The sequence below is a fragment of the Corallococcus sp. RDP092CA genome (genome assembly GCF_041903675.1).
In the GTDB taxonomy this organism is placed as follows: Bacteria; Myxococcota; Myxococcia; order Myxococcales; family Myxococcaceae; genus Corallococcus.
In genome coordinates, this window is the sequence record NZ_JAYESI010000005.1 from 302,547 (window position 1) to 317,585 (window position 15,039).

The window sequence follows — 15,039 nt, forward strand, 5'->3', positions numbered from 1 at the left end:
GTCAGCTCGCCTTCAGGCCATGGCGCGCGTCCAGCTCCTGGAGGCACGCGCCCAGGATGCCCAGCATCACGTCCACCTCGTGCCGTCCCACCACCAGCGGGGGGGCGAAGCGGATGGTGGACTTGCCGCACGACAGCAGCAGCAGGCCCTTCTGGAACGCGAGCTGCTCCAGGTCCGCGACATACGCGGACGCGGGCTCGCGGGTGCCGGGCTGCACGAACTCCGCGCCCACCATCAACCCCACGCCGCGCACGTCGCCGATGACGGGGTGCCCGCGCTGGAGCGCCCGGAGTCCGGAGGCCAGGTGCTCGCCCACTTCGCGCACGCTGCCCAGCAGGCCCTCCACCACGTCCAGCGTGGCGAGCGCGGCGGCGCAGCACACCGGGTTGCCGCCGTAGGTGCTGCCGTGCGAGCCGCGCGGCCAGGTCATCACGGATTCCCGCGCGATGATGGCCCCCAGCGGCATGCCGGACGCGATGCCCTTGGCGGACAGCACGATGTCCGGCATCACCCCGAAGTGCTCCGCCGCGAACATGTGGCCCGTGCGGCCGATGCCGGACTGCACCTCGTCGAACACCAGCAGGATGCCGTGCGCGTCGCACAGCCGGCGCAGCTCCTGGAGGAAGCCCGTGGGCGGCACCACGTAGCCGCCCTCGCCCAGGATGGGCTCCACGAAGATGGCGGCCACCTCGCGGGGGTCCACGTGGTTGACGAACCAGTCCGTCTCCAGGAGGCGCACCGGGTTGCACGCGTCGCCGCACGCGCCAGGCTCGCAGCCGTTCCCGCAGCGGTACGGGTTGGCGTAGGGGATGTGCAGCACGCCCGGCAGCAGCGGGCCGAAGAAGGCGCGCTGGGCCACCTTGGAGGAGTTGAGGGAGATGGCGCCATAGGTGCGGCCGTGGAAGCCGCCCTTGAAGGCGATGATTGTCTGCCGGCGCGTGTGGTGCCGCGCCAGCTTGAGCGCGCCCTCCACCGCCTCCGTGCCGGAGTTGGTGAGGAAGACCTTCTTCGGGCCCATCTGGGGCAGGCAGCCCGCGAGCCGCTCGCACAGGCGCGAGAAGCCGTCGTAGTAGAAGTCCGTGCCGCAGATGTGGAGGAAGCGGCCCGCGGCCTCCTGGATGGCCTTCACCACGTGCGGGTGGGCGTGCCCCGTGGACGCCACGGCGATGCCCGCCATGAAGTCCAGGAAGCGGTTGCCGTCCACGTCGTACACCCAGGGGCCTTCGCCCCGCTCCACCACCAGGGGGTATTCCTTGATGTACGAGGGCGACGTGTATCGCCGGTCCACGTCGATGATGGCGCGGGCGTTGGGCCCCGGGGGGACGACCTTCACTTCGGGATAGAGCGGGTGCATGAGGGCTTCCAGGTCAACCCATCCGGGTCTGGGACTGCTCGCGCATGAACTGCGAGACGTAATAGGGACCGCAGCCGCCCTTGCCGGTGGAGCCGCTGCCCTTCCAGCCGCAGAAGGGCTGCACGCCGGGCCACGCGCCCGTCGTCGCGCCCGTGCGGCGGTTGGCGTAGAGCACGCCCGCCTCCGCGCGGGCCATGAACGCCTCCACCGTGTCCGGGGCCGCGCTGAAGATGCCGGCGGTGAGGCCGTAGGCGCTGTCGTTGGTCAGCGCAATCGCCTCGTCCAGCGAGCGGAAGGCGGCCACGCCGACGAAGGGCAGGAACAGCTCCTCGCGCATCAGCCGGTGCGCGTGGGGCAGCTCCACCACCGTGGGCGCCACGAAGTGGCCATGCGCCAGCGCCGCGTCCAGGGCCGGCCTGTCGCCGCCCGCGTGCACGGTGCCGTCGCGCCGCGCCTCCGCCACCGCCTGCTCGAAGCGCCGGACGGAGGCCGCGTTGATGACCGGGCCCATGAAGACGGACGCGAGCGCGGGGTCCCCCACCACCGTGTCGCGGGCCTTTCGGGCCAGCCGCTCGACGAAGTCCTGGCGCACGTCCTCGTGCACGTAGATGCGCGACAGCGCGCTGCACTTCTGGCCGGACATGCCGAACGCGGAGCGGTGGCAGCCCTCCACCGCCGCCTCCAGGTCCGCGTCCTGGCAGACGATGGCCGCGTTCTTGCCCCCCAGCTCCAGCAGCGCGGGCCGCACGTGCTGCTCGGTGAGGACGCGGAACAGCTCCATGCCCACCCGGGTGCTGCCGGTGAAGGCCACGCCGTCCACCGCGGGGTGGCGCACGAGCGCGGAGCCCAGGCCTTCCCCCTCGCCATGCACCACCTGGAGCACGCCGCCCGGCAGGCCCGCGTCCCGCAGCGCCTGGAAGAGGCCCTCGGCGCAGCCGGGGGCGTCCTCGCTGGGCTTGAGGATGACCGCGTTGCCGCCCAGCAGCGCGCCCGCGCTCATCCCGGCGGCCAGCGCGAGCGGGAAGTTGAACGGGGAGATGACGACGAAGACGCCGTAGGGACGCAGCACGCTGCGCGTGTCCTCGCGGGGGGACAGGCGCGCCATGGGCAGGTGGAAGCCGCGCGCGGACTCCACCTGGCCGGCGTAGTAGCGCAGCAGGTCCGCGGACTCCTCCACGTCGCCCAGCGCCTCCAGCCGGTTCTTGCCCACCTCCAGCGTCATCCCCGCGGCCAGCTCCCACCGGCGCTCGGAGATGAGGTCCGCGGCGCGGCGCAGGATGCGGACGCGCTCCTCCCACGCGGTGGCGCCCCACGCGCGCTGGGCCTCCTTGGCCGCGAGCACCACGCGCCCCACCTCGCCGGGCGCGGTGCGGTGGAAGCGGCCCACCACCTCCGACGGCCGCGAGGGATTGCGGCTGTCCAGCAGGTCGCCGCTCGCGTGCGCCTTGCCGGCGATCCACGACGGGTGCTCCGCGCCCAGGCGGGCGCGCACCGTGGCGAGCGCCGCGTCGAAGCGCGCGTGCAGCTCCGTCAGGTCCGCGTCCAACACCGAATAGGTGATGCGAAAGGTCATGACCGCTCCAGGAAACGGGTCAGGCCCCGGGCGAGCAGGTCCACCAGCTCGTCCACCTGGGGCTCGGTGATGATCAGCGGCGGGCCCACCATCAGCAGGTCGCCGTTCGTCCCGTCGGCGTGGCCGGTGTTGGGCCAGAGGACGAGCCCCCGCGAGAACAGCTCCGCGAGCAGCCCCTCCACCACCTTGCGCGTGCGCGGGAAGGGCCGCTTCGTGGCCTTGTCCTCCACCAGCTCCACGCCCGCCATCAGCCCCACGCCCTGCACGGAGCCCACGTGGGGCAGGGGCAGGAGGACCTCGCGCAGGCGGCGTTGCAGGTGGGCGCCCACGCGCGCGGCGTGCGCCACCAGGTCGTGCCGCTCGTAGTAGTCCAGCACCGCCACGCCCGCGGCCGTCATGCACGGGGCCTGGAGGTACGTCTGCGCGTGCATGAAGCCGCCGGAGCCCTGGCGCAGCTCCTCCAGGTGGTCCTCGCGCACCAGCACCGCGCTCAGCGGGGCGTAGCCGCCGCTCAGGCCCTTGCCCAGCACCAGCAGGTCCGGCGTGAGCCCCACCTGGTCGCTCGCGAAGAAGCGCCCGGTGCGCCCGCAGCCGCACATCACCTCGTCGGCGATGACCAGGATGCCGTGGCGGCGGCAGATGGCGGAGACCTGCTCGAAGTACCCGGGCGGCGGCACGGCCGCGCCCGCCGACGAGCCGATGACCGGCTCCGCGACGAACGCCGCGACGGTGTCCGGCCCCACGCGCTGGAGCGTCTCCTCCAGCAGCCGCGCGTAGTGCGCGGCGCCGTCCCGCGCGTAGTCCTCCAGGCCGCAGCGGTAGGGGTAGGGCGCGGGCGTGGTGACGACCTCCGACAGCAGGGGGCCGAAGAACGTCTGGTAGTGCGGCCGTCCGGACATGGACAGCGCGTAGAGCGTGTTGCCGTGGTAGCCGGGCACGCGGGTGATGACGCGCGTGCGCTGGGGCTGGCCCCGCTCCACGCACAGCTGCCGCGCGAACTTCACGGCCGCCTCGATGGCCTCCGACCCCGAGCCGAGGAAGGCCGCCCGCCTCAGCCCCGCGGGCGCGTGCGCGCACAGGCGCGCGGCCAGCGCCTCGGTCACCTCCGTCGTGAAGTGGGTGCCGTTGACGTACGCGACCTGAAGCAGCTGCGCATGGATGCGGTCCGCCACCTCGCGGTTGCCGTGGCCCACGCTGGCCACCAGCGCGCCCGCCGAGCCGTCCAGGTAGCGGCGGCCCTGGGCGTCGTACAGGTAGACGCCCTCGCCGTGGGTGACGACGGGGAACTCGCGCGACAGGTTGCGCAGGAGCACGTTCCCGTCGGGGTAGCGGATGGCGTTCAAAGGCAGACGGCTCCCCTGGCGGCGCGCGCGGGACGCGGCCACGGTGGATGAAAGGAATTGCGTCGCGAAACGGAGGACGTCGTCAGCGGCGCCGCACCCGGGGGCTGGCGCGCCGTGTCTGGCTCCCGTGTCCTGTCACTGCCTCGCGCCGTCTCCGCGGTGTTCCACGCATCGTCGTCCGTCCTCACGGGCGACCCGCGTCGCCCGGCCAATGGCCCGCGAAGGTGGAGGGAGGGGTGTCCAGGCGCGACGCCGCGCACCCGGGCCGCGTGAGGGCCCGAAGACACCGACCCCCACCCCCGCGGGTGGCTGGAGACAGGAGGGATGAGGAGGGAACGTGCCGGGCAAAGTCCTGTGGAAACAAGGCCTTGCGCGGACCTTCCCGCCCTCCCTCGGGGCTCCAGGTCGAACCGTCCGTGGATGTCTCCCACGACACGGATGCGGGCAGGTCTTCGGGCTCGTGAGCGCGTCCGGCACCGGGGTGCCGGAGTTCCTACTGGCCGTCACTTCCCAGCGCCCACGTGGGCGCCAGTGTCATGGACGGCGGTCGTTCTCACCTACCGCTGCGGGGCAGCCCCGGCTTCGGACCGGGTTCCCTTTTCAGCCTGGGCAAACCCAGGCACCAGCATGGCGTCGTCTATACGCCCGGCTTGTTTCAGGTGTCAAGGCAATGTCTGTCATGTCTGGTTCTCCGGCGCGAGCGGCGGCACGGCGGTGGGACGGCGCTCCGCGTCGAGCGCGACGAGGATGAAGCGTCCGCGCGTGCACAGCTGTCGTGCGCCGGACAGGAGGTCTTCGGCGAACAGCTCCACGTCCACGGTGAGGGAGGTGCGGCCGGTGGCGACGACGCGGCCCACCAGCTCCACCAGCTGGCCCTGGCGCACGGGGGTGTGGAAGTCCACGCGTTCGCTGGACGCGGTGACGACGGTGCGCCGCGCGTAGCGGCTGGCGGTGATGAACGCGGACATGTCCATCAAGCGCAGCGCCTGTCCGCCGAAGAGGGTGCCGTAGTGGTTGGTCTGATCCGGGAAGACCATGTCCACCATGCGGGTCTCCGTGGCGGACGGGGGGAGGGAAGGGGACGTCATGAGGAGGGACTCCAGGCCCGAGCGGCCGTGCGCGCCGCGTGCGGAAGGGACACCGGGACACACGGCTCCCGGGCCCGGGGCACGGGCGGTGGCGGACGCGTGGACCGCGAAGGGTTGCCGGACCTTCCCGCGAGGGCCCGGGGTACCGCCCTGGAGGAGACGATTCTCCGCAGGGGCCGGCGGCAGGTTTTCGGACTCGTGGGCGTGCTTCCGGAGCGCGCTTCCCGTTCAGGAGGCCGCGTCCGTGGCGCCTACTGGCCGTCGCTTCCCAGTCCGACTGCCGGACCAGTGCGTCTGACGGCGTTCGTTCCCACTCACCGCTGCGGGGCAGCTCCGGATTCCCACCGGATTCCCTTGCTAAACCTCGCGGACTCCCGCGAGGCACCGTCGGCGGGGCGCACGTTAGACGCGAGCGCTGCCTCCGCCAAGCATCAAGGCCGGGGCCGCAGGTTACGGATGGAAGGCGCCCGCGCTTCCGTGCGAGGAGGCTCGGCATGACTGCTCACCGAGGGTTGGGGGGCCGTGCCCGCGCGCCGGGCAGGCGTGCCCCGCCGGGCGCGGGCCCTGTGGCATCATCCCCGGCAGCCATGTCGCAGACGCCTCGCAAGGTCTCGCTCGTCCTGAGCTACCAGTACCCCGGCAAGTACGCCTTCACCGTGCTCGCCGGCGCCGTGGAGGCGGACCCCGCGCTCGCGGACGTGTCGCTGCACTTCCCTCGCAGCCGCGAGGCCCTGCTGGACACCCTGCGCGCGCGCGTGGACGCGGGCGACACCGTCGTCGCCGCGTGGTCCTTCTACTCCGCCAGCTTCGGCCCCTCCGTGGAGGAGCTCACGTGGGTGCGCGAGCGGCTGGAGGGCCGCGACGTCCTCTGCATCGCGGGCGGCGTGCACGCCACCGCGGAGACGCTCCAGACGCTCCAGGCCGGCTTCGACCTCGTCGCCGTGGGCGAGGGCGAGCACACCCTGCGCGCCATCCTCGCCCGCGTCCTCAAGGGCGAGGACCCGCGCGCCACGCACGGCACCGCGCACCTCGAGGACGGCAAGCTCGTGCAGCGCGGCCACGGCGAGGGCGTGCGCCTGGACGACTTCCCGCCGTTCGCCGTGAAGCACGTGAAGTACGGCGCCATCGAGATCACCCGCGGCTGCATCTACGCGTGCCGCTTCTGCCAGACGCCCTTCATGTCCAAGGCGCGCTTCCGGCACCGCACCATCGCCAACATCGCCCACTGGGCCCGCGAGCTGCGCCGCATGGGTCGGCGCGACCTGCGCTTCATCACCCCCACGTCCCTGTCCTACGGCACCGCCGACGAGACCGTGAACCTGGCCGCCGTGGAGGCGCTGCTCGTCGCCGTGACGGAGGCCATGGCCCCGGACGGGCGCGTCTACTACGGCACCTTCCCCTCGGAGGTGCGCCCGGAGCACGTCACGCCGGAGGCCCTGGCGCTGCTCAAGCGCTACGTGGCCAACGACAACCTCATCATCGGCGGCCAGTCCGGCTCCGAACGCATCCTCCAGGCCACCCGGCGCGGCCACGACGTGGAGACCGTGGTGCGCGCCGCCCGGCTCGCGGTGGAGGGCGGCTTCGTGCCCAACGTGGACTTCATCCTGGGCCTGCCGGGGGAAGAGCCCGCGGACGTGGACGCCACCCTGGACCTCATGCAGCGCCTGTCCGACCTGGGCGCCCGCGTGCACGGCCACACCTTCATGCCGCTGCCCGGCACGCCGTTCCGCGACGCGCCCCCCGGGCGCCTGGACGCGCGCACCCGGCAGCGGCTGGACTTCCTCGCGTCCCAGGGCCGCCTGTATGGCCACTGGAAGGCCCAGGGCGTGCTCGCGGAGGCCATCGCCTCCCGCAGACAGCCGCGCGCCCGCTAGCCGCACCCGTTACACTGCCCCGCGCGATGGCTGAACAGACGCCTTACTGGCTCCTCATCTCCGTGCTCTTCAGCTCCCAGCCCCTCACCCCGGCGCTGGCCATGACGCTGCACGAGGCCGCCTACGAGCTGTACACGCGCGGCGAGGGCTCGCGCGAGGTGGCTGGCGATCTGCTCTCCGGCCGCGTGAACAACCTGCGCAAGGACGTGTCCCTGGGCGGCATCGCCGGGCCCGCCTTCGAGGCCGAGATCGAGACCGAGCGCGGCTCCGGCGTCGTCCGCTTCGTCCTCACCCGCCAGGGCCTGGAGATGATGAAGGCCCAGCCCCCCGCCGCGCCCGCCAGGCCGAAGTACCTCAACTGAGGAAGCGTCCCCCCGGCCGCCCGGCCGCTCCCGGCGCGGCGCCCCGTCACCACCTTGAGGGCTCAAGGGAGGAATGACGGCATGGACCCCAAGGACGAATACCTCAAGAAGAGCGCCGGCATCCCGCTGGACCCCCGCAAGCAGAAGGACCCGGACGAGCACGGCGACCAGGTGCCCGCCGAGGGCCGCGCCGAGGAGCTCAACGACGTCACCGGGCAGAACGGCGGGCAGCGCACCGACGTGGATCAGCCGTGGAACGACACGCGGCACCGGCACGCCGGCATCCGCGACAAGTACAGCGACGACAGCGACAAGAAAAAGCCCTGAGGTCTCCCCCAGGGCTCACGTGAAGTCAGGGGATGCAGAACGGCCGGAGGCGCGGGGCTACTCGCGCTCCAGGTCCAGCTTCATGCCACCCATGTGCAGGATGGACTGGGACATGGACACCGCGGACATGGTGGCCAGCTCCTCCAGCGCCTGCAGCTCCTCGCTCTTGGGCTCCGCGCCCGCCTGCGACGTCGCGGCCTGCTGCTGCTGGGCCTGGTTGCCCGAGACGTTCACCGGCGTGGAGGTGGCGCCCGCGGTGTAGGTGCCCAGCAGCGAGCCGTGCGGCGCGGCCCCCAGCTGCGCCAGCGCCGACGACACCACCGAGCCGCCCGTCAGCTGCGCGCCCGCCTTCGGCTGCTGCGCGGTCGCGCCCGACAGCAGCGAGCCGAAGCGGCTGCCCGCCACGGAGGAGGTCGTGTTCGTCGTGGCAGGCTGCACCCGCGGACCGGAGAGGGACGTGATGCGGTTCATGGCGGCTCCCGTCAAAAAAAGGCCCCGGTCAACCGAGCGGCACTCCCGAAGGCGCGCCTGTGGGGCTTCAAGTTCGTTCTCCCCATTATCGCCCCGGCCTCCGGGAAGTTGCCTCTTTCGCCTCGCGAACGGCGAAGGCCGCGGAATCCCGGGGAATTTTCCCCTGGACGCCGCGGCCTCGCCCCCCTCACCGACCCTCGGGATGATCCGCCCGGCCTAGAACTGGTGGGCCTCGGTGGACTCGTGCAGGGCCAGGGTGCTGGCGCTGCCGCCGGAGATCACCTCGGCGACCTGGTCGAAGTAGCCGGTGCCCACCTCGCGCTGGTGACGCGTGGCGGTGTAGCCGTGCTTCTCCGCGCCGAACTCGGACTGCTGCATCTCGCTGTAGGCCGCCATGCCGCGGTCCTTGTACTGACGGGCCAGCTCGTACATGGAGAAGTTCAGCGCGTGGAAGCCCGCCAGGGTGACGAACTGGAACTTGTAGCCCATGGCGCCCAGCTCGCGCTGGAACTTCGCGATGGTGCTGTCGTCCAGGTTCTTCTTCCAGTTGAAGGACGGCGAGCAGTTGTACGCGAGCATCTTGTTGGGGAACTGCTTGCGGATGCCCTCGGCGAAGGCCCTGGCCTGCGCGAGGTCCGGGGTGCTGGTCTCGCACCACACCAGGTCCGCGTACGGGGCGTAGGCCAGGCCGCGCGCGATGGCGCACTCCAGGCCGCCCTTGATGCGGTAGAAGCCCTCGCCCGTGCGGCCCGCCGCCTTGTCGATGAAGGCGTGGTCGTACTCGTCCGCGTCGCTCATGAGGAGCTTGGCGCTGTCCGCGTCCGTGCGGGCGACGAGCAGCGTGGGCACGCCCATCACGTCCGCCGCCAGGCGCGCCGCCGTCAGCGTGCGCACGAAGTGGCTGGTGGGCACCAGCACCTTGCCGCCCATGTGGCCGCACTTCTTCTCGCTGGCCAGCTGGTCCTCGAAGTGCACGCCCGCGGCGCCCGCTTCGATCATGCCCTTCATCAGCTCGTAGGCGTTGAGCGGCCCGCCGAAGCCGGCCTCCGCGTCCGCGATGATGGGCGCGAACCAGTAGCGGTCCTTGCGGCCCTCCGCGTGGTCGATCTGGTCCGCGCGGCGCAGGGCGTTGTTGATCTTCTTCACCACGGAGGGGACGGAGTCCGCCGGGTAGAGGCTCTGGTCCGGGTACATCTGGCCGGCGGAGTTCGCGTCCGCGGCGACCTGCCAGCCGGACAGGTAGATGGCCTTGAGGCCCGCGCGCACCATCTGCACGGCCTGGTTGCCGGTGAGGGCGCCCAGCGCGTTGATGTAGTCCTCCGTGTGGAGCAGCTCCCAGAGGCGCCTGGCGCCCATCTCCGCCAGGGTGTGGCTCACGCGGATGGAGCCGCGCAGCTTCTCCACGTCCTTGTCGGAGTAGTTGCGCTTGATCCCCTCGAAGCGCTGCGCATGGAGCTTCGCGTGGGGGGAGGCATCGGAAGTGGTCGGCGTCGCGTCGTACATGCCAGGACTCCTCGGGCTTGCGGTGAAGGGTGGAAGAGACTTCGGTGAAGCGGGTTGGGCGGCGTCAGGACTGCGGATCGAGGGCCTCGTAGGCCGGCAGGGTGAGGAAGTCCTCGAAGGCGGGCGCGGTGGAGAGCTGCTCGAAGAGCTCGCGGGACTTCTCCATGTGCGCCTGGCCGTAGCGCTCGGTGGCGCCCTCGCGGTCCATGCGCGCCATCTCCTCCGCGAGCAGCGTGCGGAACAGCTCCGGCGTCACCTTGCGGCCGTCCTCCAGCGTGGCGCCGTGGTGGATCCACTGCCACACCTGGGCGCGCGAGATTTCGGCCGTGGCCGCGTCCTCCATCAGGTTGTAGAGGGGCACGCAGCCCAGGCCGCCCAGCCACGCGGCGGTGTACTGGATGCCCACGCGGATGTTGTGGCGCAGGCCCTCCTCCGTGCGCGTGCCGGAGGGCACCTGGAGCAGGTCCGCCTCCGTGACGCGCACGTCCTCGCGCTTGTTGGCCACCTGGTTGGGGCCCTTCATCCGCGCGTCGAAGATCTCCTTCGCCACGGGGACGAGGCCCGGGTGCGCGACCCAGGTGCCGTCGTGGCCGTTGCTCACCTCGCGCAGCTTGTCCGCGCGGACCTTGGCCAGCACCGCGTCGTTGGCGGCCGCGTCCCCCTTGATGGGGATGAAGGCGGCCATGCCGCCCATGGCGTGCGCGCCCCGTCGGTGGCAGGTCTGGATGAGCAGCTGCGAGTAGGCGTCGAGGAAGCCCTTGTCCATGGTCACCTGCCCGCGGTCGGGCAGCACCACGGACGCGTCGGACTGGAGCGTCTTGATGAAGCTGAAGATGTAGTCCCAGCGGCCGCAGTTGAGGCCGGCCGAGTGCTCGCGCAGCTCGTAGAGGATCTCATCCATCTCGAACGCGGCGGGCAGCGTCTCGATGAGGACCGTGGCCTTGATGGTGCCGCGCGGGATGTCGAGCTCGCTCTGGGCCAGGTGGAACACGTCGTTCCACAGCCGGGCCTCCAGGTGGCTCTGCATCTTGGGCAGGTAGAAGTAGGGGCCCGTGCCGCGCTTCAGCTGCTCGCGCGCGTTGTGGAAGAAGAACAGGCCGAAGTCGAAGAGCGAGCCGGAGAGGGGCTTGCCGTCGATGCGCACGTGCCGCTCCGGCAGGTGCCAGCCGCGCGGGCGCACGAAGAGGACGGCGTGCTTGTCGTTGAGCGCGTACCGCTTCCCGTTCTCCGCCGTGAAGGAGATGGTCTTCCGCACGGCGTCGCGCAGGTTCAGCTGGCCGCGCACCACGTTGTCCCAGGTGGGGCTGTTGGCGTCCTCGAAGTCCGCCATGAAGACGCTGGCGCCGGAGTTGAGCGCGTTGATGATCATCTTCCGGTCCACCGGGCCGGTGATCTCCACGCGCCGGTCCTGCAGCTCCGCGGGCACCGGAGACACGGTCCAGTCGCCCCTCCGGAGGTCCGCCGTCTCCGGGAGGAAGTGAGGGCGTTCGCCCTTGCGCCAGGCCTGCGCCACCTTCTTGCGGTTCTCCAACAGTGCTTCCCGGCGTTCACCGAAGGTGCGGGCCAGCTTCGCCACGAAGGCCATGGCCTCCTGCGTCAGCACCTCCGCGTAATCCGGGTTCCAGGGCCCCTCCACGGTCACGCCGGGGCCGAAGGCGGGGGGCTTCTGGGAGGTGCGCGCGTCCATGTCGGCTCCTGACGAGATGCGTTGTAAAAGCGGCTCAACGGGCTGAAAGATGTCTCTACCCTCATGGGATGTGAAGCCTTGGTGAATTAGAAGCTGCTTGCCTGTAAGGCTGTCAACATCACCGGGATTAAATCTGTAAATCCACTGACGCGGCAGGACATAAGCCCCCGGAATCACGGCGCCGGAGGGGGCTGCAATCGCGGGCGATGGGCTCCGTAGGTAGGGATGAGACCCCCATCGTGCCAAGCGGGGGCCTGACTGGGAGGTCACCTCATGGACGTCACGACGCGGTGCAGGGCCTGTTCGGGGGAGCTGTCCGGGGAGGCGCCGCGCTGCCCGCACTGCCGCGCGCGCACGGTGCCGCTGCACCGGGGTGAGGGGCGGGCGCTCCTGGGCGTCTGCGGGGCGCTCGCGCGCGAGCTGGGCGTGGAGGTCTCGCTGGTGCGGGTGGCGTTCGTGCTGATGCTGTTCGCGTCCGCGGGGATGGGCGCGGCGCTCTACCTGTTGCTCTGGGCGTTCATCCCGGCGAAGCCCTACGGCCGGGCCCCGCTGCAGGGGACGCTGGACTGGGTGTCCAAGGTCGCGAACACGCCGGTGGACGAGGACACGCCCCGCTGGGAGAAGCGCGTCTGAGCGTCGCTCCGGGGTGGCCGCCGGCCTTCAGAGGCCGCTGGGGCCGGTGAGGGGCGGCGGAGCGTTGGAGATCTGGCATCCGCCCTTCACTCAGGCCTGCCGTGGCGACGCGGCGGTGTTAATCGCGCCGGGACATCGTCCCTGGCCTGGAGACACCCCACCGTGAGCACGAAGAACGTTCGCATCGAGAAGGACACCTTTGGCCCCATCGAAGTCCCCGCCGACCGGCTCTGGGGCGCGCAGACGCAGCGCAGCCGCCAGAACTTCGCCATCTCCTCGGAGCGCATGCCCCTGGCGCTCGTCCACGCCCTGGTGCTGGTGAAGAAGGCCGCCGCGCGGGTGAACCAGGAGAACGGCTCCCTCTCCCAGGAGAAGGCCCAGGCCATCGTGAAGGCCGCGGATGAGGTCCTCGCCGGCCAGCACGACGAGGAGTTCCCGCTGCTGGTGTGGCAGACGGGCAGCGGCACCCAGACGAACATGAACTGCAACGAGGTGCTGGCCAACCGCGCCTCGGAGCTCCTGGGCGGCGAGCGCGGCGAGGGCCGCAAGGTCCACGCCAACGACGACGTCAACAAGGGCCAGAGCTCCAACGACGTGTTCCCCACCGCGATGAACGTGGCCGCCGTGGAGGCCGTGGTGAAGCACGTGCTGCCGGAGCTTCAAGCCCTGCGCGACGTGCTCGCCCAGAAGTCCCAGGCCTTCCAGGCCATCGTGAAGATCGGCCGCACGCACCTGCAGGACGCGACGCCGCTCACCCTGGGCCAGGAGTTCAGCGGCTACGTGGCGCAGCTGGACCGCGCGAAGGGCCACATCGAGGCGGCGCTGCCGCACATGCTGGAGCTGGCCCTGGGCGGCACCGCCGTGGGCACGGGCCTCAACGCGCCCCCGGGCTACGCCGAGCGCGTGGCGGCCGAGATCGCGACGCTCACCGGCCACCCCTTCGTCACCGCGCCCAACAAGTTCGAGGCGCTGGCCGCCAACGACGCGCTGGTGCAGGGCCACGGCGCGCTCAAGGGCCTGGCGGCGGTGCTGTTCAAGGTGGCCAATGACATCCGGTGGCTGTCGTCCGGGCCGCGCTCGGGCATTGGCGAGATCAACATCCCGGAGAACGAGCCGGGCAGCTCCATCATGCCGGGCAAGGTGAACCCCACCCAGAGCGAGGCGCTCACCATGCTGTCCGCCCAGGTGATGGGCAACGACGTGGCCATCTCCCTGGGTGGCGCGTCCGGCAACTTCGAGCTCAACGTCTTCAAGCCGCTCATCATCCAGAACTTCCTGCAGAGCTGCCGCCTGCTCGCGGACGGCATGCGCAGCTTCCGGTTGAACTGCGCGGTGGGCATCGAGCCCAACCTCCCGCGCCTCCAGGAGAACCTCCAGCGCAGCCTGATGCTCGTCACCGCGCTCAACCCGCACATCGGCTACGACAACGCGGCGAAGATCGCCAAGACGGCCCACAAGCAGGGCAAGACGCTGAAGGAGGTGGCGGTGGAGCTGGGGCTCGTCACCGCCGAGCAGTTCGACCAGTGGGTGCGCCCGGAGAAGATGACCGGGAACCTGTAGGCCCGCCTCCGACCCAGGGGGGCCGCGCGGAGCGGCCCCCTCCGCCCCGCGCAAGCGTGGGACAGCGCACGCTCCAGCAAGAAGGGGGGAGCGCGCGGAAGGGGGGACGATTAGGGTACGGGGGCCATGAACGTCCCCTTCGTCATTGAGACCACGCACCGCGGCGAGCGGGCGTACGACCTCTACAGCCGTCTGCTCAAGGACCGCATCATCCTCCTGGGCACGCCCATCAACGACGATGTGGCCAACCTCATCGTCGCCCAGCTGCTGTTCCTGGAGTCCGAGGACCCGGACAAGGGCATCAACCTCTACATCAACTCGCCCGGTGGCTCCGTCACGGCGGCGCTCGCGATGTATGACACGATGCAGTACGTCAAGTGCCCGGTGTCCACCATCTGCATCGGGCAGGCGGCCTCCGCGGGCGCGCTGCTGCTCCTGGCGGGCTCCAAGGGCAAGCGCTACGCCCTGCCCAACAGCCGCATCATGATCCACCAGCCGCTGGGCGGCGCGCAGGGCCAGGCGACGGACATCGACATCCAGGCCAAGGAGATCCTCCGGCTGCGCACGTACCTCAACGGCCTGTTCGTGAAGCACACGGGCCACACCATCGAGCGCATCGAGAAGGACACCGAGCGCGACTACTTCATGAGCGCCGAGGAGGCCCGGCAGTACGGCCTCATCGACGAGGTCGTGGAGCGCGCCGCGGGCGTGCCGACGCCCAAGTAGCTTTCATTCCAGCGGGGACCGGAGGAGCAGGCCCCGCGCCGCCGCTCCGGGCGGGCATGCGACGGGTGACGGCTTCGCAAGCCGCCCCGGGGTGCAGCTTGACGGGGGCGTGCCCAATGTTCGGGCATGGTTCCCCGCCTCCTCGCCGCCGCGCTGCTGCCTGCCTTCCTGGCAGGTGTGGGTTGTGCCACCGGCGCCACGGGCCGCCCGCCCGTGCCGCCCAGCTCCCAGTCCGTGCAGGAGGAGCTGGGCGAGCGCGACGTCATCGAGGCGGGCGCGGAGTACGCGCGGCAGAACGCCATCGTGCTGGCGGACAGCGGCGACAGCGAGGCGGTGCGGATCCGCCCCAACTACTGGCGGATCCGCTTCGCGCTCCCTCAAGAGGGCTCCGGGAAGTTCCTGGAGCTGGACTTCGATGAGCTGACGCAGCGGGTGACGGGGGCGCGGCGCCTGGACATCACGCCCCCTCCCATCACCAACAGCGCCTTGCGGCCCAGCACCGCGAGCCCCGTGACAGGGGGCTCGGACGGCCGCTGAT

14 protein-coding genes and 2 riboswitches are annotated in these 15,039 nt (G+C 71.1%); of the genes, 7 read left to right on the forward strand and 7 right to left on the reverse strand.

Annotated elements, in window-relative coordinates; all coding sequences use genetic code 11:
• Position 1: 1 nt before the first annotated feature.
• The 4 genes from U8525_RS08760 to U8525_RS08775 all read right to left on the reverse strand — a co-directional run bounded on the left by U8525_RS08760 (position 2) and on the right by U8525_RS08775 (position 5,358).
• Positions 2 to 1,354 carry an acetyl ornithine aminotransferase family protein gene (locus U8525_RS08760; RefSeq protein ID WP_374263644.1) on the reverse strand — a complete coding sequence of 451 codons (1,353 nt, stop codon included), beginning with the start codon at positions 1,352 to 1,354 and terminating at the stop codon, positions 2 to 4.
• 13 nt (positions 1,355 to 1,367) lie between these two features.
• Positions 1,368 to 2,927 (reverse strand): aldehyde dehydrogenase family protein, encoded by a 1,560-nt coding sequence (locus U8525_RS08765; RefSeq protein ID WP_374263646.1) that lies wholly within the window; start codon positions 2,925 to 2,927, stop codon positions 1,368 to 1,370.
• Positions 2,924 to 4,270 (reverse strand): aspartate aminotransferase family protein, encoded by a 1,347-nt coding sequence (locus tag U8525_RS08770; protein ID WP_374263648.1) that lies wholly within the window; start codon positions 4,268 to 4,270, stop codon positions 2,924 to 2,926. The genes U8525_RS08765 and U8525_RS08770 overlap by 4 nt, the downstream gene beginning before the upstream one ends.
• Before the next feature lie 425 nt (positions 4,271 to 4,695).
• Positions 4,696 to 4,912: riboswitch (cobalamin riboswitch) on the reverse strand.
• Between the two features lie 35 nt (positions 4,913 to 4,947).
• Positions 4,948 to 5,358 carry an acyl-CoA thioesterase gene (locus tag U8525_RS08775; RefSeq protein WP_374263650.1) on the reverse strand — a complete coding sequence of 137 codons (411 nt, stop codon included), beginning with the start codon at positions 5,356 to 5,358 and terminating at the stop codon, positions 4,948 to 4,950.
• Between the two features lie 163 nt (positions 5,359 to 5,521).
• A riboswitch (cobalamin riboswitch) is annotated at positions 5,522 to 5,762 on the reverse strand.
• Between the two features lie 183 nt (positions 5,763 to 5,945).
• On the opposite strand from U8525_RS08775, the gene U8525_RS08780 reads away from it, so the two are divergent.
• The 3 genes from U8525_RS08780 to U8525_RS08790 all read left to right on the forward strand — a co-directional run bounded on the left by U8525_RS08780 (position 5,946) and on the right by U8525_RS08790 (position 7,921).
• Positions 5,946 to 7,232, forward strand: a complete 1,287-nt coding sequence (locus U8525_RS08780; protein WP_374263652.1) for a TIGR04013 family B12-binding domain/radical SAM domain-containing protein — start codon at positions 5,946 to 5,948, stop codon at positions 7,230 to 7,232.
• A 26-nt stretch (positions 7,233 to 7,258) separates the two neighbouring features.
• The gene (locus U8525_RS08785) at positions 7,259 to 7,594 is read left to right on the forward strand and encodes a hypothetical protein (protein ID WP_374263654.1); all 336 of its coding nucleotides are present in this window, start codon (positions 7,259 to 7,261) and stop codon (positions 7,592 to 7,594) included.
• Positions 7,595 to 7,675: 81 nt separating this feature from the next.
• Positions 7,676 to 7,921: a hypothetical protein gene (locus U8525_RS08790; RefSeq protein WP_374263656.1), complete on the forward strand. Its 246-nt coding sequence runs from the start codon at positions 7,676 to 7,678 to the stop codon at positions 7,919 to 7,921.
• Between the two features lie 57 nt (positions 7,922 to 7,978).
• Here U8525_RS08790 and U8525_RS08795 read toward each other — a convergent pair whose 3' ends face one another.
• From U8525_RS08795 to aceB, 3 genes are all read right to left on the reverse strand, one after another.
• Entirely contained in the window at positions 7,979 to 8,392 is a 414-nt protein-coding gene (locus U8525_RS08795; protein ID WP_374263658.1) for a hypothetical protein, read from the reverse strand.
• A gap of 216 nt (positions 8,393 to 8,608) precedes the next feature.
• A complete protein-coding gene (gene aceA, locus U8525_RS08800) occupies positions 8,609 to 9,895 on the reverse strand; it encodes an isocitrate lyase (RefSeq protein ID WP_374263660.1) in 1,287 nt (428 codons plus the stop codon).
• 64 nt (positions 9,896 to 9,959) lie between these two features.
• Positions 9,960 to 11,582 (reverse strand): malate synthase A, encoded by a 1,623-nt coding sequence (gene aceB, locus U8525_RS08805; protein WP_374263662.1) that lies wholly within the window; start codon positions 11,580 to 11,582, stop codon positions 9,960 to 9,962.
• 273 nt (positions 11,583 to 11,855) lie between these two features.
• Between aceB and U8525_RS08810 the strand changes: the two genes are divergently transcribed.
• The 4 genes from U8525_RS08810 (at position 11,856) to U8525_RS08825 (ending at position 15,038) form a co-directional block, all read left to right on the forward strand.
• Positions 11,856 to 12,215: a PspC domain-containing protein gene (locus tag U8525_RS08810; protein WP_374263664.1), complete on the forward strand. Its 360-nt coding sequence runs from the start codon at positions 11,856 to 11,858 to the stop codon at positions 12,213 to 12,215.
• A 162-nt stretch (positions 12,216 to 12,377) separates the two neighbouring features.
• The gene (gene fumC / locus U8525_RS08815) at positions 12,378 to 13,775 is read left to right on the forward strand and encodes a class II fumarate hydratase (RefSeq protein WP_374263666.1); all 1,398 of its coding nucleotides are present in this window, start codon (positions 12,378 to 12,380) and stop codon (positions 13,773 to 13,775) included.
• A 126-nt stretch (positions 13,776 to 13,901) separates the two neighbouring features.
• A complete protein-coding gene (gene clpP, locus U8525_RS08820) occupies positions 13,902 to 14,501 on the forward strand; it encodes an ATP-dependent Clp endopeptidase proteolytic subunit ClpP (protein ID WP_374263668.1) in 600 nt (199 codons plus the stop codon).
• Positions 14,502 to 14,627: 126 nt separating this feature from the next.
• On the forward strand, positions 14,628 to 15,038 hold the full coding sequence (locus tag U8525_RS08825) for a hypothetical protein (protein ID WP_374263670.1): 411 nt from the start codon (positions 14,628 to 14,630) through the stop codon (positions 15,036 to 15,038).
• The last annotated feature ends 1 nt before the right edge of the window (position 15,039 follow it).